At 51.4% G+C, this 20,891-nt stretch carries 15 protein-coding genes; 12 read left to right on the top strand and 3 right to left on the bottom strand.

The window, feature by feature from the left end; all coding sequences use genetic code 11:
* Nucleotides 1–98: 98 nt before the first annotated feature.
* Entirely contained in the window at nt 99–962 is an 864-nt protein-coding gene (locus QPL94_RS20315; RefSeq protein ID WP_285359710.1) for an ArdC family protein, read from the top strand.
* Nucleotides 963–1,049: 87 nt separating this feature from the next.
* On the opposite strand, the gene QPL94_RS20310 is transcribed toward QPL94_RS20315, so the two are convergent.
* Complete coding sequence (locus tag QPL94_RS20310) at nt 1,050–1,331, bottom strand: hypothetical protein (protein WP_285359709.1); 282 nt, start codon at nt 1,329–1,331, stop codon at nt 1,050–1,052.
* Between the two features lie 302 nt (nt 1,332–1,633).
* On the opposite strand from QPL94_RS20310, the gene QPL94_RS20305 reads away from it, so the two are divergent.
* The 11 genes from QPL94_RS20305 to QPL94_RS20255 all read left to right on the top strand — a co-directional run bounded on the left by QPL94_RS20305 (nt 1,634) and on the right by QPL94_RS20255 (nt 16,051).
* Nucleotides 1,634–1,915, top strand: coding sequence for a hypothetical protein (locus tag QPL94_RS20305; RefSeq protein ID WP_285359708.1), 282 nt, complete (start codon nt 1,634–1,636; stop codon nt 1,913–1,915).
* Nucleotides 1,916–3,763: a type IV conjugative transfer system coupling protein TraD gene (traD, locus tag QPL94_RS20300; RefSeq protein WP_285359707.1), complete on the top strand. Its 1,848-nt coding sequence runs from the start codon at nt 1,916–1,918 to the stop codon at nt 3,761–3,763.
* On the top strand, nt 3,763–6,552 hold the full coding sequence (mobF, locus tag QPL94_RS20295; protein ID WP_285359706.1) for a MobF family relaxase: 2,790 nt from the start codon (nt 3,763–3,765) through the stop codon (nt 6,550–6,552). The genes traD and mobF overlap by 1 nt, the downstream gene beginning before the upstream one ends.
* A gap of 15 nt (nt 6,553–6,567) precedes the next feature.
* A complete protein-coding gene (locus QPL94_RS20290) occupies nt 6,568–7,041 on the top strand; it encodes a hypothetical protein (protein WP_285359705.1) in 474 nt (157 codons plus the stop codon).
* Entirely contained in the window at nt 7,038–7,406 is a 369-nt protein-coding gene (locus QPL94_RS20285) for a hypothetical protein (protein WP_285359704.1), read from the top strand. The genes QPL94_RS20290 and QPL94_RS20285 overlap by 4 nt, the downstream gene beginning before the upstream one ends.
* A gap of 541 nt (nt 7,407–7,947) precedes the next feature.
* Nucleotides 7,948–8,448 carry a hypothetical protein gene (locus QPL94_RS20280; protein ID WP_285359703.1) on the top strand — a complete coding sequence of 167 codons (501 nt, stop codon included), beginning with the start codon at nt 7,948–7,950 and terminating at the stop codon, nt 8,446–8,448.
* An 8-nt stretch (nt 8,449–8,456) separates the two neighbouring features.
* Nucleotides 8,457–9,461: a phage regulatory CII family protein gene (locus tag QPL94_RS20275; RefSeq protein WP_285359702.1), complete on the top strand. Its 1,005-nt coding sequence runs from the start codon at nt 8,457–8,459 to the stop codon at nt 9,459–9,461.
* Nucleotides 9,461–9,631, top strand: coding sequence for a hypothetical protein (locus QPL94_RS20270; protein WP_285359701.1), 171 nt, complete (start codon nt 9,461–9,463; stop codon nt 9,629–9,631). Before QPL94_RS20275 ends, QPL94_RS20270 begins: the two co-directional genes overlap by 1 nt.
* A gap of 141 nt (nt 9,632–9,772) precedes the next feature.
* A complete protein-coding gene (locus tag QPL94_RS20265; protein ID WP_285359700.1) occupies nt 9,773–10,615 on the top strand; it encodes a hypothetical protein in 843 nt (280 codons plus the stop codon).
* Entirely contained in the window at nt 10,602–11,030 is a 429-nt protein-coding gene (locus tag QPL94_RS20260) for a hypothetical protein (protein ID WP_285359699.1), read from the top strand. The genes QPL94_RS20265 and QPL94_RS20260 overlap by 14 nt, the downstream gene beginning before the upstream one ends.
* 26 nt (nt 11,031–11,056) lie before the next feature.
* A complete protein-coding gene (locus QPL94_RS20255; RefSeq protein WP_285359698.1) occupies nt 11,057–16,051 on the top strand; it encodes a tetratricopeptide repeat protein in 4,995 nt (1,664 codons plus the stop codon).
* 145 nt (nt 16,052–16,196) lie between these two features.
* On the opposite strand, the gene QPL94_RS20250 is transcribed toward QPL94_RS20255, so the two are convergent.
* On the bottom strand, nt 16,197–17,333 hold the full coding sequence (locus QPL94_RS20250; protein WP_285359697.1) for a hypothetical protein: 1,137 nt from the start codon (nt 17,331–17,333) through the stop codon (nt 16,197–16,199).
* 276 nt (nt 17,334–17,609) lie between these two features.
* Entirely contained in the window at nt 17,610–20,660 is a 3,051-nt protein-coding gene (locus QPL94_RS20245) for a hypothetical protein (RefSeq protein ID WP_285359696.1), read from the bottom strand.
* Nucleotides 20,661–20,891: the final 231 nt, after the last annotated feature.

The following is a 20,891-nucleotide window of genomic DNA, read 5'->3' as shown; positions in this document are numbered from 1 at the left end:
ACACAAGGCCAGAGAAAACCGATAATTATCACATGGTCAGTAAGCAACTGGCACCGGGTTCGCCGCCGGATTTCGAGGCGAGTTAGGAGTTTCCCACCATGGCAAAGCGCGATCTTTATCAAGAAATCACTTCTGAGTTTCTGGCGGCTCTGAAAGAGGGCACCAAACCATGGGTTTGTCCGTGGACCTCTAACGGTTTTGCGATGCCGGTAAATGGCACAACAGGCAAGCCGTACAACGGTATGAACGTTCTTTTGTTGGCCATGCGCGCACGCGCAGAGGGCTATCGCTCAAACGAGTGGATGACCTTTCAGCAGGGCAAGCAACAAGGCGCTTTTGTTCGCAAGGGCGAGAAGGGCACCACCTGCATTTTTTTCAAGCCGATGGAAAAGGAAAACCGCGACACTGGCGAGAAAGAATCTTACGCCGTTATGAATGCATTCACCGTGTTCAACCGTGAGCAGTTCGACGGCTTTGAAGCGCCACAGGCAGAGCCAACCTGGGCCCCGATTGAAGATGCAGAGGCGATCTGTCAGGCGTTTCCAATTGAGACCCGCCACGGCGGTGATCAGGCCTGCTACATCCCTTCGCTGGACATCATCAAAATGCCGACCCGTGAGCAGTTTGCCAAGGGCGAAGACTACTACTGCACCCGACTGCATGAAATGGTTCACGCGACTGGTCACAAGAGCCGGCTAGATCGGGAGCTGATCGGTAAGTTTGGTTCTGATGCCTACGCCTTTGAAGAGCTTGTGGCCGAGCTGGGTAGCTGGATGATGTGTAGTCGCATTGGTTTACAGGGTGATTTACAACATAAAAGTTATCTGGCGCACTGGATCCGGATACTGGACTTCGATAAGAAGGCGCTTTTTAAGGCCGCGACTCTGGCCCAGAAGGCCCACGATTTGTGCTTTGAGTACCTGGCCGAGCATGAGAGCAAGAAGGAGGAGCAAGCCGCCTGAATGGGCGAAGAGGAAAGGGCCGAAAGGCCCTTTTTTTGTGTCTGAATTTATAGCGGGGCGCGACCACCTGGACGGCGGCCGCGCCGATCATAGGGATTCCGCCGATGGTTCTTTGTTTGCGGATCCGAATGCTGCGCCTGTCTCTTCTTTTACCGTCTTTCGTAACCTGGCTAGTTCTCTCTCGCCTTTTTCCACGGCCTCTTCTACGGCATCACGGATCAGCATTGCCAGATCAAACGACAGTTCGCCGTCAATCTCCTGGATACTGTCGCGTAATTTATCGGCCCTTAGTTTGAGGGAGCGGGGCACCTTTGCAGATACCGTTACGGTGTCTTCCCGTGACTTAATAAATACTGAATTCTTACTCATTTCGGACTCTCCTGGTCTACCTGTGGTTTACCCATGGTTTACTGATTTTGATCCTGATGCCTAAAACACCAGGACGGAGCAGGGGTTTGGCCTCAGCGACGCGGTCGCCGTGGTTTCGTCACACCCTACGCAGCTTGCGCTGCTTTACTCCATCCCTTGTGGCACAAGGGATGGAGCGCATACGCCCTGCGGGCGATGCGGTATGCACTTCCGAGTACGTGCCCTGATTTCAGTAGTGCTGGCGCGCATACGGGCTTTATATTAGTATATGAAAAGATATAAAGCTATAAGGAGCCCCTACCGTGAGAGCTGTTTCTATTCGAGTGTCTGAAGACACGATTGCGTTTGTTAAACAGGAAGCCAAAAGGCGAGGGATCGCCACCGAAGCTGAAATGTGGCGGATCCTCATTGAGCGTGGCGTTGCTGCCAGTGAAGGCACCCAGGCCCAGATAGATGCGTTAATCAAGATTGGTGTGCAGGCGCTGTGTCTTACTCAGAGGGTTGCCGGCAACCAAAGTGAAAGTCTTATTGAGGAGGCGCGAGAAGATGCGCGCTCCATGCTCGCAAGGATGGGGGTTATATAGATGAGTATTTTCAGGGGCTCGAATATCGGCAACTTTACGCGGGGCGGTCAGACCACCATCCATTACTTCCGGATGATCTGGCAGGTCGTAGTCCAGTTCTCCAGGCTGTGCGTGATTCTGTTCATTACGACTCTCGCAGTGACTTACTGGATGAAGACGACACCGATAGAGCGATCTCTAGCGGTGGGGTATATGGAGGCCTATGTGAAATATGAAGGCCTGAAGATCGAGGATGCGACCGTCTCGATTACTTATCCGGATGGCCGGAGAAGAGCGATCCCTGCGGTGGGTTTTCTGCGGAATTCAGAGATACATCGGGCGCTCGATCAAAGCACCACGGCGCTGGCGTATGGCGTCGTGTTCGGGGTTCTTGGCTTGGCTATTTTTGGCCTGGTGGTTTGGCGATTCTTGAATAGCACGGGAGAGGACTTTGCCAACGAGGAATTTGTGCGGGGCGGCAAATTGGTGGATCCCAAAGAGCTCACAAAAGAGATCAAGCGGAGCGCCAAAACGGATGGGCTGACGGTTGCGCGAATTCCCATTCCGAAAGAGTCGGAGCCGGCGCATTTTCTGATTGTCGGTGCGCCTGGTACCGGCAAGTCTGTGACCTACAACGAAATGGGAGAGGTCATTCGCAAGCGTGGCCAGCGGGCCATTGTGTATGACCCGTCCGGTCAGATGGTGGAGACATTCTACCGAGAGGGGCATGACGTCATTCTTAGTCCATTTGATGCACGGGGCCGAGCGTGGGATGTCTGGACTGAGTGTAAAGAGGATTACGAATTTGATCAGTTGGCGACCTCGTTCATTCCGGATCAGAAGTCTAACGATCCGTTCTGGGCGACTGCGGCGCGAATTGTATTTGCGGCCATTGCGAGAAAGCTGGCTGATCACCCACAGCGGTCTAACAAGTTGCTCGTGGATAAGATTCTAAACACTGATCTGGACGAGATCATAGGCTTTTTGAAAGGGACTGAGGGTGCGTCAATTCTGTCTGAAGGGGCTGAAAAAATGGCGTCATCTGTCCGGGCTGTCTTGGCGACCTACACGCGGCCACTAAAATACCTGCAGGACGGCGGTAATACCTTTTCAATCAAGGAATGGGTCAGGAACGATGACGGGGACCAGTGGATCTTCATCACGCGCAAAGACGATCAGAAGGACGTAGTAAAGCCGCTGATCACGGCTTGGTTGGATACAGCATCGTCCGCGATTTTGTCGATGGAGCCGTGTCGGGACAGGCGAATTTGGTTGCTCATTGATGAGCTTCCAAGTCTGAACCGGTTGCCCACCATTACCGACACCCTGGCGCAGTCGAGGAAGTTTGGCGGGTGCGGTGTGCTGGGGGTGCAAAGTTACCCGCAGATGGTTTCGATTTATGGGCGGGATGAGGCCGATACGCTGGCCGGTATGTGCTCCACCTGGGCGGTCTTCCGATTCAATGAAGAACGTTCCGCGAAGTGGGCCAGTCTCGGCCTGGGCAGCATCGAGCAGTTGGAGACAAATGAGGGGATTTCTTACGGTGTGAACGACATTCGGGACGGGGTATCACTGAATCGCCAGCGCCATGTTCGACCGATTGTCTTGCCCACAGAGATTCAGTTTTTGCCGGATCTTGTTGGTTATTTGAAGCTTGGTCGGTCTTTCCCAGTGGCGCAGTTCAAGCTCAAGAGGAAGGCATACAAAAAGATTGCTGAAGGCTTTGTGCCGAGGGACTTGAGGCCGATACCGGTTGCAGTACCGGCGGCGAAGGTGGAATCGGGTCAGATAGATCTGATTGAGGACGCAGAGACGAAAGCTACGGGCAAGCCGAAGCCCAATAACTATGTGGATGGAGCACTTCTCTGATGCTTTCTATCAAGGCGCTAGGAAGCGCGAAACAAGCCGGTTCTTACTACAAGGATGCCGATTACTACGGCAAAGATGAGAATGGAGAAAAGGAGGCGATCCCGAGCGAATGGGTCGGTAAAGGAGCGGCTTTAATGGGCCTGGAAGGCGAGGTGGATTTAAAAGTATTCCAGAACGCCTTGGAAGGGCGATTGCCCACTGGCGATGTGCTGGGGCGATCTGACGGCAATGGTGGATTAGAGCATAAGCCTGGTTGGGATTTTACGTTTTCGGCACCAAAATCCGTTTCGATCATGGCTTTAATGGGCGGCGATGAGCGCCTGATGGAAGCGCACAAAGATGCGGTTAAAACCGCGCTTGGCTACGTGGAAGACAAGTTGGTTGGGGCGAGGAATACGGCTGATGGCGTGTCACAGTTTGTGCGTACCGAGAACCTGGCGGCGGCGACGTTTACCCACACCACCAGTCGCGCTCTGGATCCGCAATTGCACACCCATAGTGTGATTCTGAATGCCACGTTAAGAGACGATGGGCTCTGGCGCTCCATTGAGAGTCGCAAGATGTATGACCCGAACGTTGCGGCAGGTCAGGTCTATCGGTCGGAGCTTGCCATCAAGGCGGATGAATTGGGTTACACCGTCGTTCCTGGTAAGAACGGCACGTTTGAGCTCGCAGAAGTCTCTCCGGAATTGCGAGATCTTTACTCCAAACGACGCAAAGACATCGAGGCAGCCGCCAAAGAGCGCGGCCTTGAGGGCGCGAAAGCGATGGATCAAGCGTCATTGATGACTCGTGATTCCAAGCAATCGACCACAGAGGATGTGTTGCAGGATCGTTGGAGCGGGGAGCTGAAGGAAGCGGGCCTATCCGTTCCGAAAATACCGGAGGCCAAAGTGGAATTGGATAAGGCACCACTGGAAAGGGCCAAGGACGACGCCATTTTTGCCTATAAGAAATTGGCTGAGCGCGAGGCGGTATTTTCTCAGGGTGAGCTCACAAAAATGACGCTGGCGTGGGGTATTGGCCATCACAGTATTAAGGATGTTGAGAAAGCGATCGTCGATTTAAAGCAGGAGAAAGTGCTGCTTCATGCCACCGGCATTGATAAGGACGAGGCCTATCTGACGACGCCACAGGCGCTGAAGAAAGAGCGGTACATAGTAGATCTGGTGAAGACGGGTCAGAACGAATTAAAGCCGATTTCCGGTAAAGGGGCAGTGAAGGAATTTGGCCAGTCTCTGGGGTTCACGAAGGGCCAGCAGGAGGCCGCTGAGACGATCCTGAATGGCAAAGATCGGGTTGTAGGGGTGCAGGGTTATGCCGGGACGGGCAAGACCTACATGCTGTCTGCGGTGCGAGAGGTTGCCGAAAACAAAGGTTATTCGGTTCGTGGTTTCGCGCCAACTGGCTCAGCCAGTGACTCTTTAATGGAGGGCTCGGGAATTCGAAGCCAAACGCTTGCCAGCCACTTGTTTACGATGGCCAGAGAGGAAGAGGGTAAGGGCGGCAAGGGTCTTGATCAGAAGAAGCTTTGGGTAGTGGATGAGGGCTCTCTGGTGAACGCGAATCAGATGGCCGATCTTTTGACCTTTGCGAGAAAAGAAGGCGCTCGTGTCGCGCTGATTGGTGACCATGCTCAGATTGGAGCCGTGGAGTGGGGTAAGCCATTTGCCCAGCTGGTGCGAGGTGGAATGAAGACGGCGCAGATGACAGAGATTCAGCGGCAGAAGAACAGTCCGTTGCTCCTGCAGGCCGTGAAAGACGCGATGATAGGCCATGCGGCCAAGGCCATGAAGAACGTCGCAGGACGGATTCACGAAGAGGCTGACCGAGGAGCGTTGGTTAATCGCGTTATCGATGACTATGCCGGCATGAGTGCCAAAGATCGTTCCGAGACTCTGTTGATGGTGCCCGATAACGAAACCCGTGGTGTGGTTAACCAGGGGATCCGAGAGAAGCTGCAACAAAACGGTGAGCTTGGTAAGGACAAGGCTGAATTCAAGGCGCTGGTCAGTCTGGGCCTGACACGGATGGAGAAGGGAAGTTCGCGGGGTTATCAGAAAGGAGACCTGGTGCAGTTTTCCCGTGATTTCAAAACCCTTGAGGTTGAGCGCAATGATGTGGTGAAAGTCCTCCGTGTTGAAGGCGAAAAAGTGGTATATCAGAACAAAGAGGGGCGAGAAGTCGAATGGCGACCCGATAAGGTTGCCGGTCGCGCCAAACATGGTGTCGAGGTCTATCGTGAAGAGGAAAAGAAGCTCGCTGAAGGCGACAAAATCCGGCTGACAAAAACCGACAAGGATCGGGATTTGAAAAATGGTGCCAAGGGCGAAGTAGAGCGGATGGAAGGCTCGACGGCTATTGTTAAATTTCAGGACGGCCGCCGAATGACCCTGGATCTGAACAAAGAGAAGCACTGGGATCACGGCTACGCCAGCACGATCGTTTCGGCCCAGGGTCAGACGTATCGATCGGCTATGGCTTTAGCAGAAAGTTGGCGTCGGAATCTGATCAATCAGAAGTCGTTTTATGTGGGCCTGTCACGAGCGAAAGAAGATGCTCGGATTTACACTGATGATAAAGCGAAACTGAGCAAGGGCATCGAGGAACGTACTGGTGAGAAGACCAGTGCGCTAGAAGGCCGCAATGTGAGCGTCGACAAAATGTTTGCGGCGGATGGACTGGTGAAAGAGACCAGAATGGAAAAGGTTACGCATAAAGTTAAGGAAATTGTCGACAAGACTCTGGGACGAGGAAAAGGCGGACCAGATAAGGGCTTGTCGCTTTAGAGGGAGATTTAAACGATGTTTTACACACTGGGATTCATGAAATGTGTTATCGCTCCGACCTTGGGGATGGCGCTCTGGGCGTGGTTTGTGACCGATGCGTTGCTGTTTCCAAGCCTGAGGATTAATGAAGCGGCTGTGGTTGGTGTGTTTTTGGCAGTACCGCTGGCGTTAGGATTTAGTGTTTTCTGCCATTACGCGAGCGGCTTTATCCGTGCGGTAGGCGTCATTGCCGCAGTTTTGACGATTCTGCTCGTGACGCCTGAGCTTAGCGCCGACAACAATCCTGAATTCATGGTAGGAAGCGTTGAAGTGGTATTACCACCAATGATTATGGTGATTGGCGCAGGATTTTTCGGATTTTGTTTTTGGCCCGTGATCTTCCCGAGAGAAATTCTGGCCACTCAGGGTGGTGTGCTTCGTGGCATTGTTCAAGTCACGCTTGAGGATGCGGTCAATAAGGAATCGAAAAAAGAGCGGAATTCACTATGAAATATCTTATGAAAGCTGCGGTAGTGTCTCTTTTTTTTGGAACCGCGGTAGTGCCTAGTCTTGGCCGTACGGCGAATATTGTCGATAACGACGTTCATTATGATATGCAGACGGTCAGGGAGGTTACGAGCATGTACAAATTAGCTCAAGTTTGCCTGGCTGAATTAGAGTTTGAGAATGACATCGAAGAAATGGTCAACCAACAGATTTGCACCTGTGTTGTTTACGAACTTGGGGACCTTCTTAGTTATCGTGAATATAAAGCGGTAGAAATTGAAATTCTCTACGAGCGTGATTGGAAGGAAACGGATGCTATGCAACGGTCGATCCCCCATCTAAAAAAAGCCTGTGAGTGGAAAGGTTAGTGCCCCTCGCCTCCTCCTGTCGGCCAAGGGAGTCTGCCGTTATTTTCGTGGTAGTGTGACCATAAATTGTCCGCACCTAAACAAAAGCGAACATTGGTAAGCCCGCGCTAAAGAGGCACGCTTCATTGGAAAGCGGACCTTTGTACTGCCCCACGATGGGAAGTCCCGTTTTAAAACCGTCCGTGGGAACGGGGTAGAACCCGTGGCACGTTTAGAAGGGAGCAGTAACGGGGTAGAGTCCGGCTCATTTGGCCCTCCTAGCGATAGATCCAAAACATGCGACTGTCTTTTGTTGGATGACGAAGGGCCTCTATTCGCCATTTTCGAGGTAGTCCGGCAGGAGGATATGACTTCTTTGCTTTCTGGTGTTGAAATACCATTCAATTTTTCAGAAAGGAAGTTGGTCAAAATTTTTATTCGAATTGTAGTTTTTTGAAAAAGAACAGGATTTCAGCTTTGAAATGGAGCTTATGTGCTCTAGTGTTAACCTTCGTTAATCAAGTGCGATTAGGGTTGGCCAGTTTCACAAAGGAATTCACGAATGCCGCAGTCCCGTTTTGCAGCGTTGCTGTCGCAGCACGACCTCCCTCCCTCGTTGATCTACCTTGCCCCGGTTATTCCTGTTGTTCAGGTTATGTGGGCAGATGGTCGAAATCAGATCCCCGAGCGGGCAAAGCTTCAGGTGATCATACAGGAGCACTGCCGCGCGCTTGCTGAACTCGCTGAAGGAATGGAAGTCGTCTCACAGGCAGATATCGACATTTTTGACAGAACATTTGTCGCGCAAAAACCGGATCCGAGCACACTCTGGCCCTTTTTTGAGGTGGCTAGTGAGCTACTTAGCAGACGCAATAATGAGCAAAAGGCAACAACCGATTCTCTTTACCAGAGGGAGAAGCTTTTCCAGGCATGCCTGGAAATTGCTGCCACGTGTCCTGCTGACATGGGGAATGGGGCAAATGAAATGTTTGCCCGCCGGATCGTGGACGCGGAACGAAGGTATATAGAGCAGGTATTTGAACTTCTACCCAGGACTAAATAGGGGTACCTATGCTTACCTGGGCTACGCTGGACGAATGGCATTATCAGGTATCTCTGGAGCTTAGAACCGCGTTGAACTCTTGTGGTCGGAAGGCTGCGGCGTTACATCGGGATATGTTGCAGCAAGGGCGGCCCGTAAGAACTTCTGCCGGTTCTTTTCAAAATGCACTCACTCCTTCCACCGATACTCATCACCTCAGACTGGACGAGTTCTGGAGTGTTCTGGATCTCATCAATAACAAACCTGTACTCCATTCGATCTGCCGGCAACTGGATTTGTTGATTGCACCACTGCCCCTGTTCACCGAGGATCCTCAGGCGGACTTGCTCGGGGCTTTCAGTGATCGCAACGGTGAACTAGCTGAAACACAACACCTTCTTGTGTCGGTTATCAACAGGACAACGAAGGAGACGGTCGATGGTGCCCGCCAATCTTTACTCAGAGAAATCTACGAAGATTTTTGTGAAAGCCTCTCGCTATTGTTCAAGCTTGAGCAGGCGTGTCTCGCCAGGCAGGGGGGCGGCATTGTTGATGCCGATGCAGACTGGAGGAAACGCTATGAAATTTTTCAGTGTAATGTCCGAGTAAAGTTGCAAAACCTGAGGCAGCAGGGTTCATCTCTCAACGGCCTTTCTCACCGTGTGCTCGGCGCTGCCCTGGAATCCGATCGATGCCCCCTGTTGTCAGTTCCGAACTTCCTCAAGCTGTTGTTTCTGGACCAGAGCCGCGGCTTAGCAAAAGCATTTGCCGAAAGTCTCGGGTATCGGTTGGGGCCGCTTCCGATACTGGATTGGCAGCCAGAGAAACAGGACCTTATCCAATCCTATTCCCAACTGGAGTCGCGGCAGGCGGATACGGCAGAAAAAATAAGCAACGCCCTTCGCGATCGACAGATAACCCAGGCAGAACTGAGTGAAATCTATCAGGAGTTAGTTGATGAGCATCAGGCCCAGGTGAGCCTGGTCATGAATTCCGGTGCACTACCTCGTCCTGCCAAACACGGAAAATTCTGATGTCTCGACTTAAAAGCAACCGCAGCGACTTGTGGAAATTGAAGATTAGAAAGCTGTGCTGCCATTTAACCGGCAAGAGAGATGAGAGTCTGATGCTGGCTTTCAAGGAGCAGCGCCTGAAAGACGAGTTGAGTCGCAGCGACTCGCCGAAGCCGCAACAAAAACAATAGCGAGGCATGAAATCCGATGACTGATGACCTGTTCGCCGACATTAATAAGCAGTGGTTGGCTTACTGATTGGGAGGCAGCAAGTCAGAGACTCTTGACTCAATTTTATTAAATTGCAAAGAACTAAGGGATTGGTTTAAGAAATGGATAAAAAGACAGGGTACAAAATTGCTTTTCCAGTCATCTTCATAATTCTGGGGATATGGATTGGTGGGTGGTTTTTTTCACTTACACCGGAGATCAGTCAATTCACAAATCAGCCTGTCAACGATGTATTTAATAGCCTGAACGCTCTTTTTGCCGGCCTGGCTTTTGGTGGCGTGATTATCACTGTCTACCTTCAGATCGAGGAGCTTAAAGACACAAGGGAAGAGCTGAGTCGAACCTCAGAAGCAAACCAGATGATGGCTGCAGATTCCAAAGAGAAAGCCGTCCTCGACCTGTATCAGACATTCTGCAGTGAATATTTTCAAACGATCAAAAGCTACTCAATGAAGGTCTTGATAGGGTGTGTTCGAGATAAACGCTACTGCGACTTCGTTGTAAGCAGGCTCTTCGTTGTTGGTCAAATTCCTTTTGATGAAAAATTTTACGATTCGCTAAATGACATATTTCAATGTGAATCGATGGAAGATTTTAAAAAAGAAGAGCAGAAAGCCAGGTTTAAACTGGATGAACTTGTCAACTTTTTCTCAATTCTCACGTTCAAAGTAAATAGCAAGGATATTATCAAAAACTGTGATTTCTTCTATGCTTGGTGGCGTCCGCTGTTTTGGCTGCTAGCTATAACCCAGGAGCAATGGGTCGAAGCTCATCCAGAAATTAAAGACTTCCATGATGATTTTAACTTTCTGAGAATATCGAGAGCTCTGGACCTTATCTATGAAACTGGACGCTTTAATAATGACGCAGAAACTTTGGAGTTTATTAAAAATCATCCAAAAATCATGAGCTACGGCTGGGACGACAAGCATGAGAACGGATAAAGGCGAAATGAAATTTGACCAGCAAGCCCTTGCGCTCGCATCAGAGGCCTTGAGAGTTAAGCGAACTTCCAATTGTACGCTATTTGCTATACCGGAACCTGACTCGGAGTGGGGCTTTGTTCCAGAGTCCTTTCTGGGCTCTGCAGACTGGATGTTTAGTGCAGAGGGCATTATGCGTTCCGGCATTTCAACGCCAGCGTTCCAGTTGGCGCAGCAGATCCAGGGACCAAAGCAACTCAATGGTGCTGATCTCAAATCACTCGCCCGCGGTTTTATGGTCAATCAGCTCGAAAGAGTTGCGATGTTCGAGCTTGTTGAGGCTCTTTTTCCTCAAATTCCAGAGCTTGACGATAGTGTGAACGCCGCCGTCAAGAGCCTTGATTATGATGACTTCCAAACCGCCTCGATCGATTAATAGGTAATAGACGCCGGAGCGCACCCATGCCTGAAAACCGTCTGTCCAACCTGGTTAAAGACCTCACAAAGGCCAAGCAGCAGGCGCTGCTGATCGAAGTTCTGCAAAGTGATCTGGCTACCTGGTCGAATCAGGGCTCCAATGCGTTCAGAACGGTTTGTGATGCCAGTGCCAAGGTTTTTGATGTCGGGGCGAAAGACGGCAAAACCAACGTTCTGGTGGTAGGTGAAACGGAAAGCCAGGGCCCCATATCCATTTTTAGCGCGTTGCTTGACAGCCTGGATGAGGAATTCGATGACATCCACAAACGGGAAATACTGGAAAAACTGACCGGCTTTGGCCTGAGCCAGGCTCTGGGGGGTGGACTAGGAGATACGGTTGGCGAGAGCCTGAATGTGGGTGCCGAGAAAATGATGGATTACCTGGCCGAGTGGACAGGCAGTGCGTCAGATTTCATGGCTTCCGCCTTTGAGACGGGGATAGAAACGGTGGCCGAGCAGAGTGGCGATCTTCTGGAAACCGTGGGTGAAACAGGCGCGGAAGCAGTTACTGGGCATTTCTCTTCGGATAACGAGATGTATCTCTCCCGGCCCGCCCGCAAGCGACTGAAAGAGCTGGCACCCCGCCTGAGTGAAAAGGTCACCAGCCACGAGGTCCTGCAATTAGCACTTCAAATGTTTATGGTGACCACCGATGGCGCGCCCAAAGTCATTGTGGTTAAAGATCCCTTGCAACTGGATGACGCTTCCCTGGCTCTGCTGGCTATGCTCGTCTCGCTGGAAAAAGACCTGCGTCAGGTGAACCACACGGATGATCTGGAACAGAGCAGGGTTCAGACCGCTGGCATCAGCGTGGTGCTCACCTTTACCGGCCCACAGCCCCACGACACAGTGGAAGACAACGCCACCGAAGAAAAACTGCGAGCTATTTCAAGACTGCGCATGATGGCCTCCCGTTATAGCCTTCTGGAACGCCTGGACTCCGACATTCCCGTACCGGCCGTCCGCGCCAGCACATTCGTGGGCCGGGAGGCCGAGCTCAATAGCCTGTGGCAGGACTGGAATGCGATATGTAAGGAACCAGACAGCTTAGGGACACAGACCTGGGCCCTGATCAAGGGCGAACCTGGCACCGGCAAAACCGCCCTCGCCAACCGCTTCATCCAGCAGGTTCGTTCCGACACCAGTAATCCAGCCAGGTTGAGCATTGCCACCCTCAGAATGCTCAACCAGACAGGGCACAGTACCCAGGCCACAGGCCTGGCCTCGCTCAAGAACTCAATTGTGGATGAGCTTCGCCGGCTTAACCTGATTTATGAGGAAAGCGTTGGCTGGTTTGCCAGAACTGGCCGAGAGGTAAAGGAAGGGACCAAGGCCCTTGCAAATGATGCCCGGTCGGACGATCCGGAAGCCAAGAAGCGGGTACGGGCAAAGCTAGGGAGGATGATTTCCAGACTGGTGGGCGTTGATTCGGCCATTGAAGTCGCGCGCAGCGCCAAATCCTGGAGCGAGCAGGACGACACGCTCAGCCTGCGTCTGGAGGATTTTGGCCAATCTTCCCAGGCCAATCACAAGGAAGAGCAGTATGAACTGCTGCGGCTGGCCCTTAACGAAATATGCCAATTGGCGCTCAAGTGCACACCAGTAGTGGAAGGCCAGCCGGTGAGCCATCCACGCCCTCTGATCCTGTTAATTGACGACCTGCAGTGGATGGATGACTTCACCGCCGAGTTCCTGATGAACGAATGGCCGGCCGACTTGCCGGTGTACGTCATTACCACTGCCCGTGGCTCGGATAGCTTTAGCGCCGCGATGGAGTCGGGAGCTCACGCGGCGATGAATCGCCATCGGAATCAGCTGTTTGCAGAACTGGGGCTGATCGATACCGCTCCATTCAGTACAGATCCGCAAGAAGTTCTCTTACTGGCCAGCCACCTCAATCTGAAAGGCATGGACCAGCCCATGCTCGCCAACCTCATAAAGCTTACTTACGTTGGCATGACCAGAGAGCAGGCCGATCAGTTCGCGCGTGGCGTCATCCGGAATCTGGCTGGTGAAAACAGTGCCCCGGACGTTATCACTTTGTTCGCCATTGAAACCCTGAACGTGATCAGCGATTCGCAGTTCTACAAGCGTAACCCCGAGCTGCCCAGGCTGATCGAACCTCTGGGCAACCATCGTTATCAATTCAAAGCACCAGAGAGCGCCGGCCTTAATGAGTCTCTGGATACGGTCTTTAGAAAACTCACAGACACCTATCAGGCCAGCTACCTGGTTGAGAGCGGGCAGGACGCTGGCGGCGCCCGGTTCAATCTGGCCTCTTATGCGGTCCTGGAAGAACGTCTGCACCTGATTGAACAATACTTTGGGGAGTTCGGCGGCACCGCTCGTTACAGCCTGCTCTTCTCGCCCCTGCTAGGTAGCCCTTTTCAGACCGGCCTGGTCGGGCACGTACTCAAGAGCCTGCAGCAGATGTCGATGCAGGAACATCCGGATCTGGCACCCTTCCTCCAAGAGCTTCAGGCGCAGGCGCAGGGCAGTCTCACGCCTGCTCAGTATGAACTGCTGGAACGGGGCTATGAAATCATTCGTCGGCTGGAGGAAAACACCAGCCGGTACGTGCATCAACACAGCCTGCTGCAGCAGTTTTTGCTGGAGCGGTTTACCCAGCTGGTCACCAAGGCCTGGCCGACGTCGGAGGAGTTGGAAAAGGGGATTGGTGAACTGGTTAAACGAATCGAAGCCAGCGGCAACGTCTGGTTTTCTGCTCAGTCCAAACTTGGCGTCTGCAGTGATACGGATAAAGGTGCGCTGGAAATTGAGCGATGGAAGTTTCTGGTGGCTCTTGGTCGTTACTGGTACCAGCTGATGCGTGGGAGGACTTCGAAGCTTGGTGATTGGGCGATGCAATATGCGATCAGGCTGAATAATCTGACCTATACCCTTAACATGATGGGTCGCCCTTATGAGGCGCTGCCGCTGGCTAAGCAGGCCTGGTCGATACGCCTTGAAGGGTATGAGGCGGACCCAAAGCGTTGGTCCGCGGATTATGCAGGCAGTCTTAACAGTGTTGCTTTTACATATGAAAGGCTTGGTCGCCCGTCGGAGGCGCAGCCGCTGCTCGTGCAAGCTCAGTCGGTTTGCCGCGAGGGCTATCAATTGGATCCGGAGTGCTGGGCGGAGGATTATGCTGGCAGTCTAAACAATTTAGCGTCTGTTTATAGCAGCTTGGGTCGCCTGTCGGATGCCCTGGCGCTTTATGAGGAAGCTGGGTCGATCCTCAGCGAAGTCTATGAGTTAGCTCCGGAGCGCTGGGCGAAGTGGTATGCAACGAACCTAAACAATCAAGCTTTTACTCATAGTAAGCTAGGTCGCCCGTCGAAGGCGCTACCCCTGGAAGAACGAACCCTGTCTATCTTTCGTGAAGGCTATGAGTCGGATCCGGATCGCTGGACGGAGGCCTATGCACGGGGCCTGAACAATATGGCTTCTACCCTTGATGCTCTAGGTCGCTCGTCGGAGGCGCTTCCCTTGCACAAGGAATCCCTATCAATCCGCTGTGAGCGCTATGAAGCAGATCCAGAACGCTGGGCAGAGGCTTACGCAACCAGCTTGAGCAATCTGGCTTTTGTTTATGACAGGCTGGGGCGCACGGCGGAGGCGCTGCCGCTTTATGAGCAATCCCTGTCGATTCGCCGCGAGGGCTATGATTCGGACCCTCAGCGCTGGGAGGAGGCTTATGCGAGCAGCCTGAACAATCTGGCTTCTACCCTTGACAGTCTTGGTAGCCCGTTGGAGGCGCTACCGTTGTACTCGAAAGCCCTGTTGATCTTCAGTGCGGGCTATAAGTCGGATCGAGAGCGTTGGCACGAGGCTTACACGACCAGCCTGAATAATTTGGCCGTTGTCTATGACAGGCTGGGGCGCCTGTCGGAGGCGCTACCGCTGTATGAGCAAGCATTCTCGATCCGCCGAGAGGGCTATGAGTTGGATCCAGAGCGCTGGGCGGAGGTTTACGCTAACAGCCTGGGCAACCTGGCGATTATGTATAATCAACAAGGCCGCGCCGCGGAGGCGCTGCCTCTGCATGAGGAAGCCCTGGCGATCCGCCGGGAGGGCTATGAATCGGATCCAGACCGTTGGGCCGAGGCTTTTGCTGGCAGCTTGGACAATCTGGCGATTACGTATGATGAACAAGGCCGCGCAGCGGAGGGAATGCCGCTGAAAGAGCAAGCCAGGTCGATCTACCAAGAGGGCTACGAGTCAAATCCGCTGCGCTGGGCGGAGGATTATGCTAACAGCCTGAACAATTTAGCGAATATCCAGGAGCAATTGGGCAATCAAACAGAGGCCTTACTTCTTCACCAGGAGACCTTGTCAATCCGCCGTGAGCGCTACGAGGCAGATCCGGAGCGCTGGGCGAAAGCTTATGCAACAAGTCTGAACAACCTGGCGTTTATGTATGACGAGCAAGGTTTCGCAGCGGAGGCATTGCTGCTTTACGAGCAAGCCCTGTCGATCCGCCGCAAAGGCTATGAGTTGGACCCGGAGCGTTGGGCAAAAGATTACGCGATTAGTCTTGGTAATCTGGCTAAGACCCTGGAGGAAGCTGAAGACCTTTCGAATTCTCTTGTGCTTTGGCGAGAAGCAAAAGAGCTTACCGCTGACCCTTCACTACTCCCGGCTGAAACTCGGCTAGACTTGCGAATCGAATCACTGATCATGTCCGCGCGTTTGCTCAGGATTTTAGAGCGTTACCCGGAAGCACGCATAGAGTTGGATGACGGTGAGTTGGTACTTATCGAAATGGATAAGGCAGAACACCCTGCAAGGTATTCTCGCCGAGCTTGGTTGCTCATCGTTCGGGCAACAACCCTGGTTGAGGCCGGTGACCTCCCAGCAGCAAAACTTCTTTTGCCAGAGGCAGAAAAGCTCATTTGCAATCATCACCTTAACGATCTTGGAGACGCGCTGGATTTGACTCGAGAAGACATAGAGGCCGCTGAGAAACTAACTGAATAAAACCTACAGTGGCCCGTTGGAAATGCGTATCGGGCTTGAGGGCTCGATATCAGAGCTAGAGACAGCTGCATAGGATTGCAGAAAAGATAGAACGCCAAGTCGCAACGAAAATAGCGCACCAACATGCTTGCTCCACCGGCATTCCTTAATGACCATGATGCGCCCTGGCCAACTTCATGAAGCGATAATACTGTCTGCCGGTTCGGAAGAGAGAAAATCCAATAAATAAAATAGGTGGAACTGCTTGGAATATCTGGCTCTGTTCACCCGGGTAATTGTACGGAGTAAATGCAAAAACCGCCGCGCAAAAGCCACCGATCAGAGCAACACCATAAATGTATTTTGGGGGTATATATCCAGTATAGCCCGCGGTCCAATGCATGGGGCGTGCAGACCTTATTTGAAGCGTGATCACCAGAAACAGCAAGAAAAGATAAGATGCAACGGTTCGCAATATAATGCTTGGCGTAGCGTCTAGATTTGCATAGTACAGATCTTTTGTTGAGTTGTAATCCGGATTATACGCAGTGCCCGACCAAAACATGGATTCGAAAGGGATGTGTGGCCAGAAGTTAGGTTCAAATATAGCTATTAGTAATAAAAAGTAAATAAAGAATAGGGTTATTCGTCGATTTAAGAACGCTGATATGGCGATCCGTTTGCGGGCTTTATCTGCCGGGCTGGTAAGGTCATCTGACTGTTCTTTATTCGACTGATTTCTTGTTGTAGATGAGCGGAAACGGAAAAATCGAACGATAATGAATACTGTCCAGCTTAAAATTCCAAACCATCCCATTAGCACAAAGATCTGTCCAGGATTTTCATAGCCTGATGCAAGAGGTCCCAATATCGAAAGAGAAAATGAATAATCTTTCAGAGCTATAATGAAACTGATTGAGAGCGCCAAGATGCTTCTTGATGCGTAGTTCGGGAACTTATTGAAGAAAGACAGAGCCCATATAAAAAAGTAAGCGAGGGCCGAGATGAAAACTAGGTTGATAAATGCAGGAATAGTCGGAAATGAGGCGCCATCACTCAGCGTTTCAACGTTGAACTGTGCTAGGTAACCAAGGCCTGACTGGATAGGTTTGAGGATGTATTCGTAAATTAGATAAAGACAGAATCCGATAACTATGACAAGGAGCTTCCCTGTAGTTCTCTGAGCATCTCCAAGGGCAGCGTATTGTGCATCCAGCCCGTAATAGGTTTTCGAATAGGAGCCTGACTTAACCGTCACTTCATCAATATTTTTGTAGTCTTCTAGTCTCGGAATAAATGACATCTTATTTCCTTATATTTATTAATTATAAGTGAAGGCTAAGTAGATTAATCCGCCTGTAAGAATAAATGTTGAAAGCGTGGCAGATATAAAGGTTAATAAAAATTTCCGAGGGTTGGCAGATTGATTGATTTTGTCGAAGAAGTCAGGCGAGTCGGCTTTTACTTCGAGTTTGTCAATTGATTCGGAGGTCATTTTTTCTCCAGGTGCACACCGTGCAAGATATATGTTGTATCAAGGAAAAAGAGCCGCCCCGGAAGGCTGGCCCTTCAACTTTCATTATTGAGCATTAAATACGAGCGGATCGTTGTAATTAAGTTTCTGGAACGATGACTCGATGAATCGGCGTTCTAAAAAGGCCTGGGTCAAGTCATTGTAGTCGGACTGACCTCGGTACTCTGGCTGCTCTGCGTATTCCAGATCCAGGCCGAGCACAGGCATGACGCCTGATGTTATGCCGTATTGCTCAGCCAGTGGGTAGGGAAGACTGTTGGCATTCTCGGCTGAAAATACGCTTAAAACCATACTCGTTCCCAGATAAACATCATCCGTAACGATGTCGGGGAAGTTGATCGTGCCACTCATGTTGCTCGTGACAACCGACCGCTCAAATCGCTCGCTACGGTTCGCCAAATCTGAGTCGGCTGACGGGTAAACGTCATCTGATCTGTTTAACCGAAGAGCAAAGGCATCGAACGGAACATCTCCTATGCTGTAACTCATGGCATTGGCATCGGAGTCTGAGCCGACCTGTGAGAATGGACTCAGACCAGCGTAGGCACTAGCAGTCAGTGATCTTCCATCGTTAAGGAGAGGCTCATACACCTGATTTACCCAAGTGCTGGGAAATGAATCCTCTCGGTAGCGGCGCGTAATCTGGAGTATACCCTGACCCTGAATGACCGTGGGTATGGAGATCCTTGTGCTGGCCTCCTCAGCCCCCGTAAAAGTAAAAAGTGAGCTAAGAAGTGGCCTGGAATCAAGAGGCTTCAACATAGAAGAAATCTGAGTAAGGGTCGGCTCGATAGGCTTGGTGATGCTCTCAACCGGGTTAGCAATCGTCGCCTGAACCAGTCCGTCACTGATATCCACATCCTCCTGAAAGAAATAGGAAGTTGGCAGGCTGTTAAAGCTGCCGTCTGTGACTTCTTTGCCCAAGAGCAGGATGGTTGCAACGCTGCTTTGAGCGGCCGATGCCAGAAGAACGCCATCTGTCGGTTGTTGTGAAAAGCCCACGTAACCATTAGGAGAGGATGACCCTTCGATGAAGTCAAAGCTTCCACCGTTGGAAACACTGATATCAAATTCGAAGTTGTCAGGATTTTCAGGCGGTGCGAGGAGCAGTGGCTCGCAGTTTGTCAGCGAACCATCATACAAACGCTCAGCTTGAAGCTGGAGGGTATGGGGGGCGTCGATAAAGCTCATTTCATAGCTGGAGCTGTAAGTTACAAGTACGTTGTCGGTTCCAACAGATGCACCGTACACCGTTACGTACTGACTTTGCGGAACATCACTTAAATCAACGGCTCCGGAGCTGTCCGTCCTGCGCGTTTCTACCAGGTTCATTTCGCCATCATGGATGTCAACACGCTCGCCAGATACAGCGCACGATTGCGTGAAATCAGTACTCAAGGCAAATAAGCGGAGCCCGGGAGTGTAATCCGGACGTACGATATCGTTGCCTGGGTCTTCATTGCCCGGTTCTTCGTCTACGGGATCTTCAGTTCCTGGATCTTCTGGATTAATGAGTTCATAGAGACCCGGAATAATCAGGTCGAGGTTTATCGAATCCAGAACTTCGCCCGGCACAACCTGTTCAACCGATGAAGTTTCGATAAACGACACTATTTCAGGCAGGTTTTCCGTGACATAAGAGCGAAGGGTAAGTCTGTATTGATTGTCCGTCAGGTTATTGGCTTCAAGATCGATTTCGCCGTACACGTCATCAAGACGAACAAAAAGCTCGGCGATTTCGGCATTGATTCGGCTCACTTTCCAACCTTCATCAGCAATTTCTCGATCAGGGCTAAGGGCCTGCCGAGCATAAAAGAGAAGACTCTGCCGATCGGTGCCAACAGCCTCCGCAAACTGAGATTCAGAAGCCTCCAGGTCCGGGTTGCGAGGAACAAGGTTTAAAGCCGGGCTGAGCTGGGTATTAATGAGCATCCCTAAACCAGACTCGAACGCGTCATTATCCAGATAAAGCCCTATGGGGTTGTAGAGCGTGAATTCGCCAGGGATGGGCGCTCCGGTCGAATCGATGCTGGTCTCCGGGGAGATCCTGGCAACGATCTCAGTTCCCGCGAGTACAAGTCCGGTCGTGAAGGCGAATTTGCCGTCTTCATCTGTCACCGTGAACTGCTCGCCGGCATCACGTTCACCGTTTAAATTGCGGTCGACAAAGACTGTAGCGCCTTTAACGAAGCCGACATACGTCACCTCACCGCTGTATATATTCGATGAGGTATCGGGACCGGCAACGATGGTGGTGACCAGCTGACTACCTGATTGCTCTGCTAAAGAATCCGGATCGAAAGGATCTTCTGACTGAAGCGAGAGGTTTACATCAGCGACTACCGAAGAAATAACGGCCTGTATGTTTTCGGTGAGCGTATTGAGGAAAGAGAGTTTGTCCGCTCCGCCAATGGTGAAATCAAATCCGGAAAACTGGGCCTCTTGCTTTGCCTGAATGCGTGCTAATACCTGGGAAATGCGGTGAGCGCGCTCGGCATTGCCTGCAATTTCAGGATCGTCGCTGGCTTTCAGCTCCATGTAATTTTTTTCTGGCGCGATGCTGAGCCCAAGATCGGCAGAGACCTTATCAGCAGCCGCCTCGAAGGTTCTGCCATTGGCGATCATTTCTCTACTAATCAGGGTGGTCAGAGGAGAAATGATTGAGGTATAGGAATCTATGTCTTGGGCATCATTCGCATTTTGGGCGGAGACCACATCCGGATTTGTGACCAGTGGCGATCGCAAAGTGTAACCGAGGGGAACCGCCTGATCGTCATCCCGGTCAATCGTAACACCAGCAATTGCTTCTGCAATCAAAGTAGCATCGTCTGGAATGGTTTCTGTCGTTGAAAAGCTGAATTCGCCATTCTCCCCTGAGCGAGTCTCGGGTTCTGAGGCGTCACGCAGTCCATTGTTATTCAAATCGAGGAAAACCCTGGCATCTTGAAGATATCCATCCATGACTTGGCCTGAAATGGTGACAGCATCCGAAGTCGGATCATCTGTCGCTGTACTTGAACTTCCTCCGCCGCAGGCTACGAGAAAGGGTACCATCAAGAATGGCATCAATTTGATTGAGTACTTTAATTTCGGCATAAAAGCTCCAGCGCCAGTTTCTTTGCTATCCCAACAAAGCGTTTGTTTTTCTGTTCTTGAATTAGAGCAGATCAATCGCCAACCATCTGTAAAGACGAGGAATTATTCTGTAACCATATTTTTCTAGTAATGACCACCCTTCATCCTCCTATGTGTAAGCTTTCCCTGCCTCCTGCCTCCTGCCTCCTGCCTCAGCTCTCGGATCGACAGCCCCGAATGTTGAAGATATCT

It is taken from the genome of Marinobacter sp. SS13-12 (assembly GCF_030227115.1).
Taxonomy (GTDB): domain Bacteria; phylum Pseudomonadota; class Gammaproteobacteria; order Pseudomonadales; family Oleiphilaceae; genus Marinobacter.
Note: the sequence above shows the minus strand (reverse complement) of the source record. Positions and strands in the feature narration are given on the sequence as shown.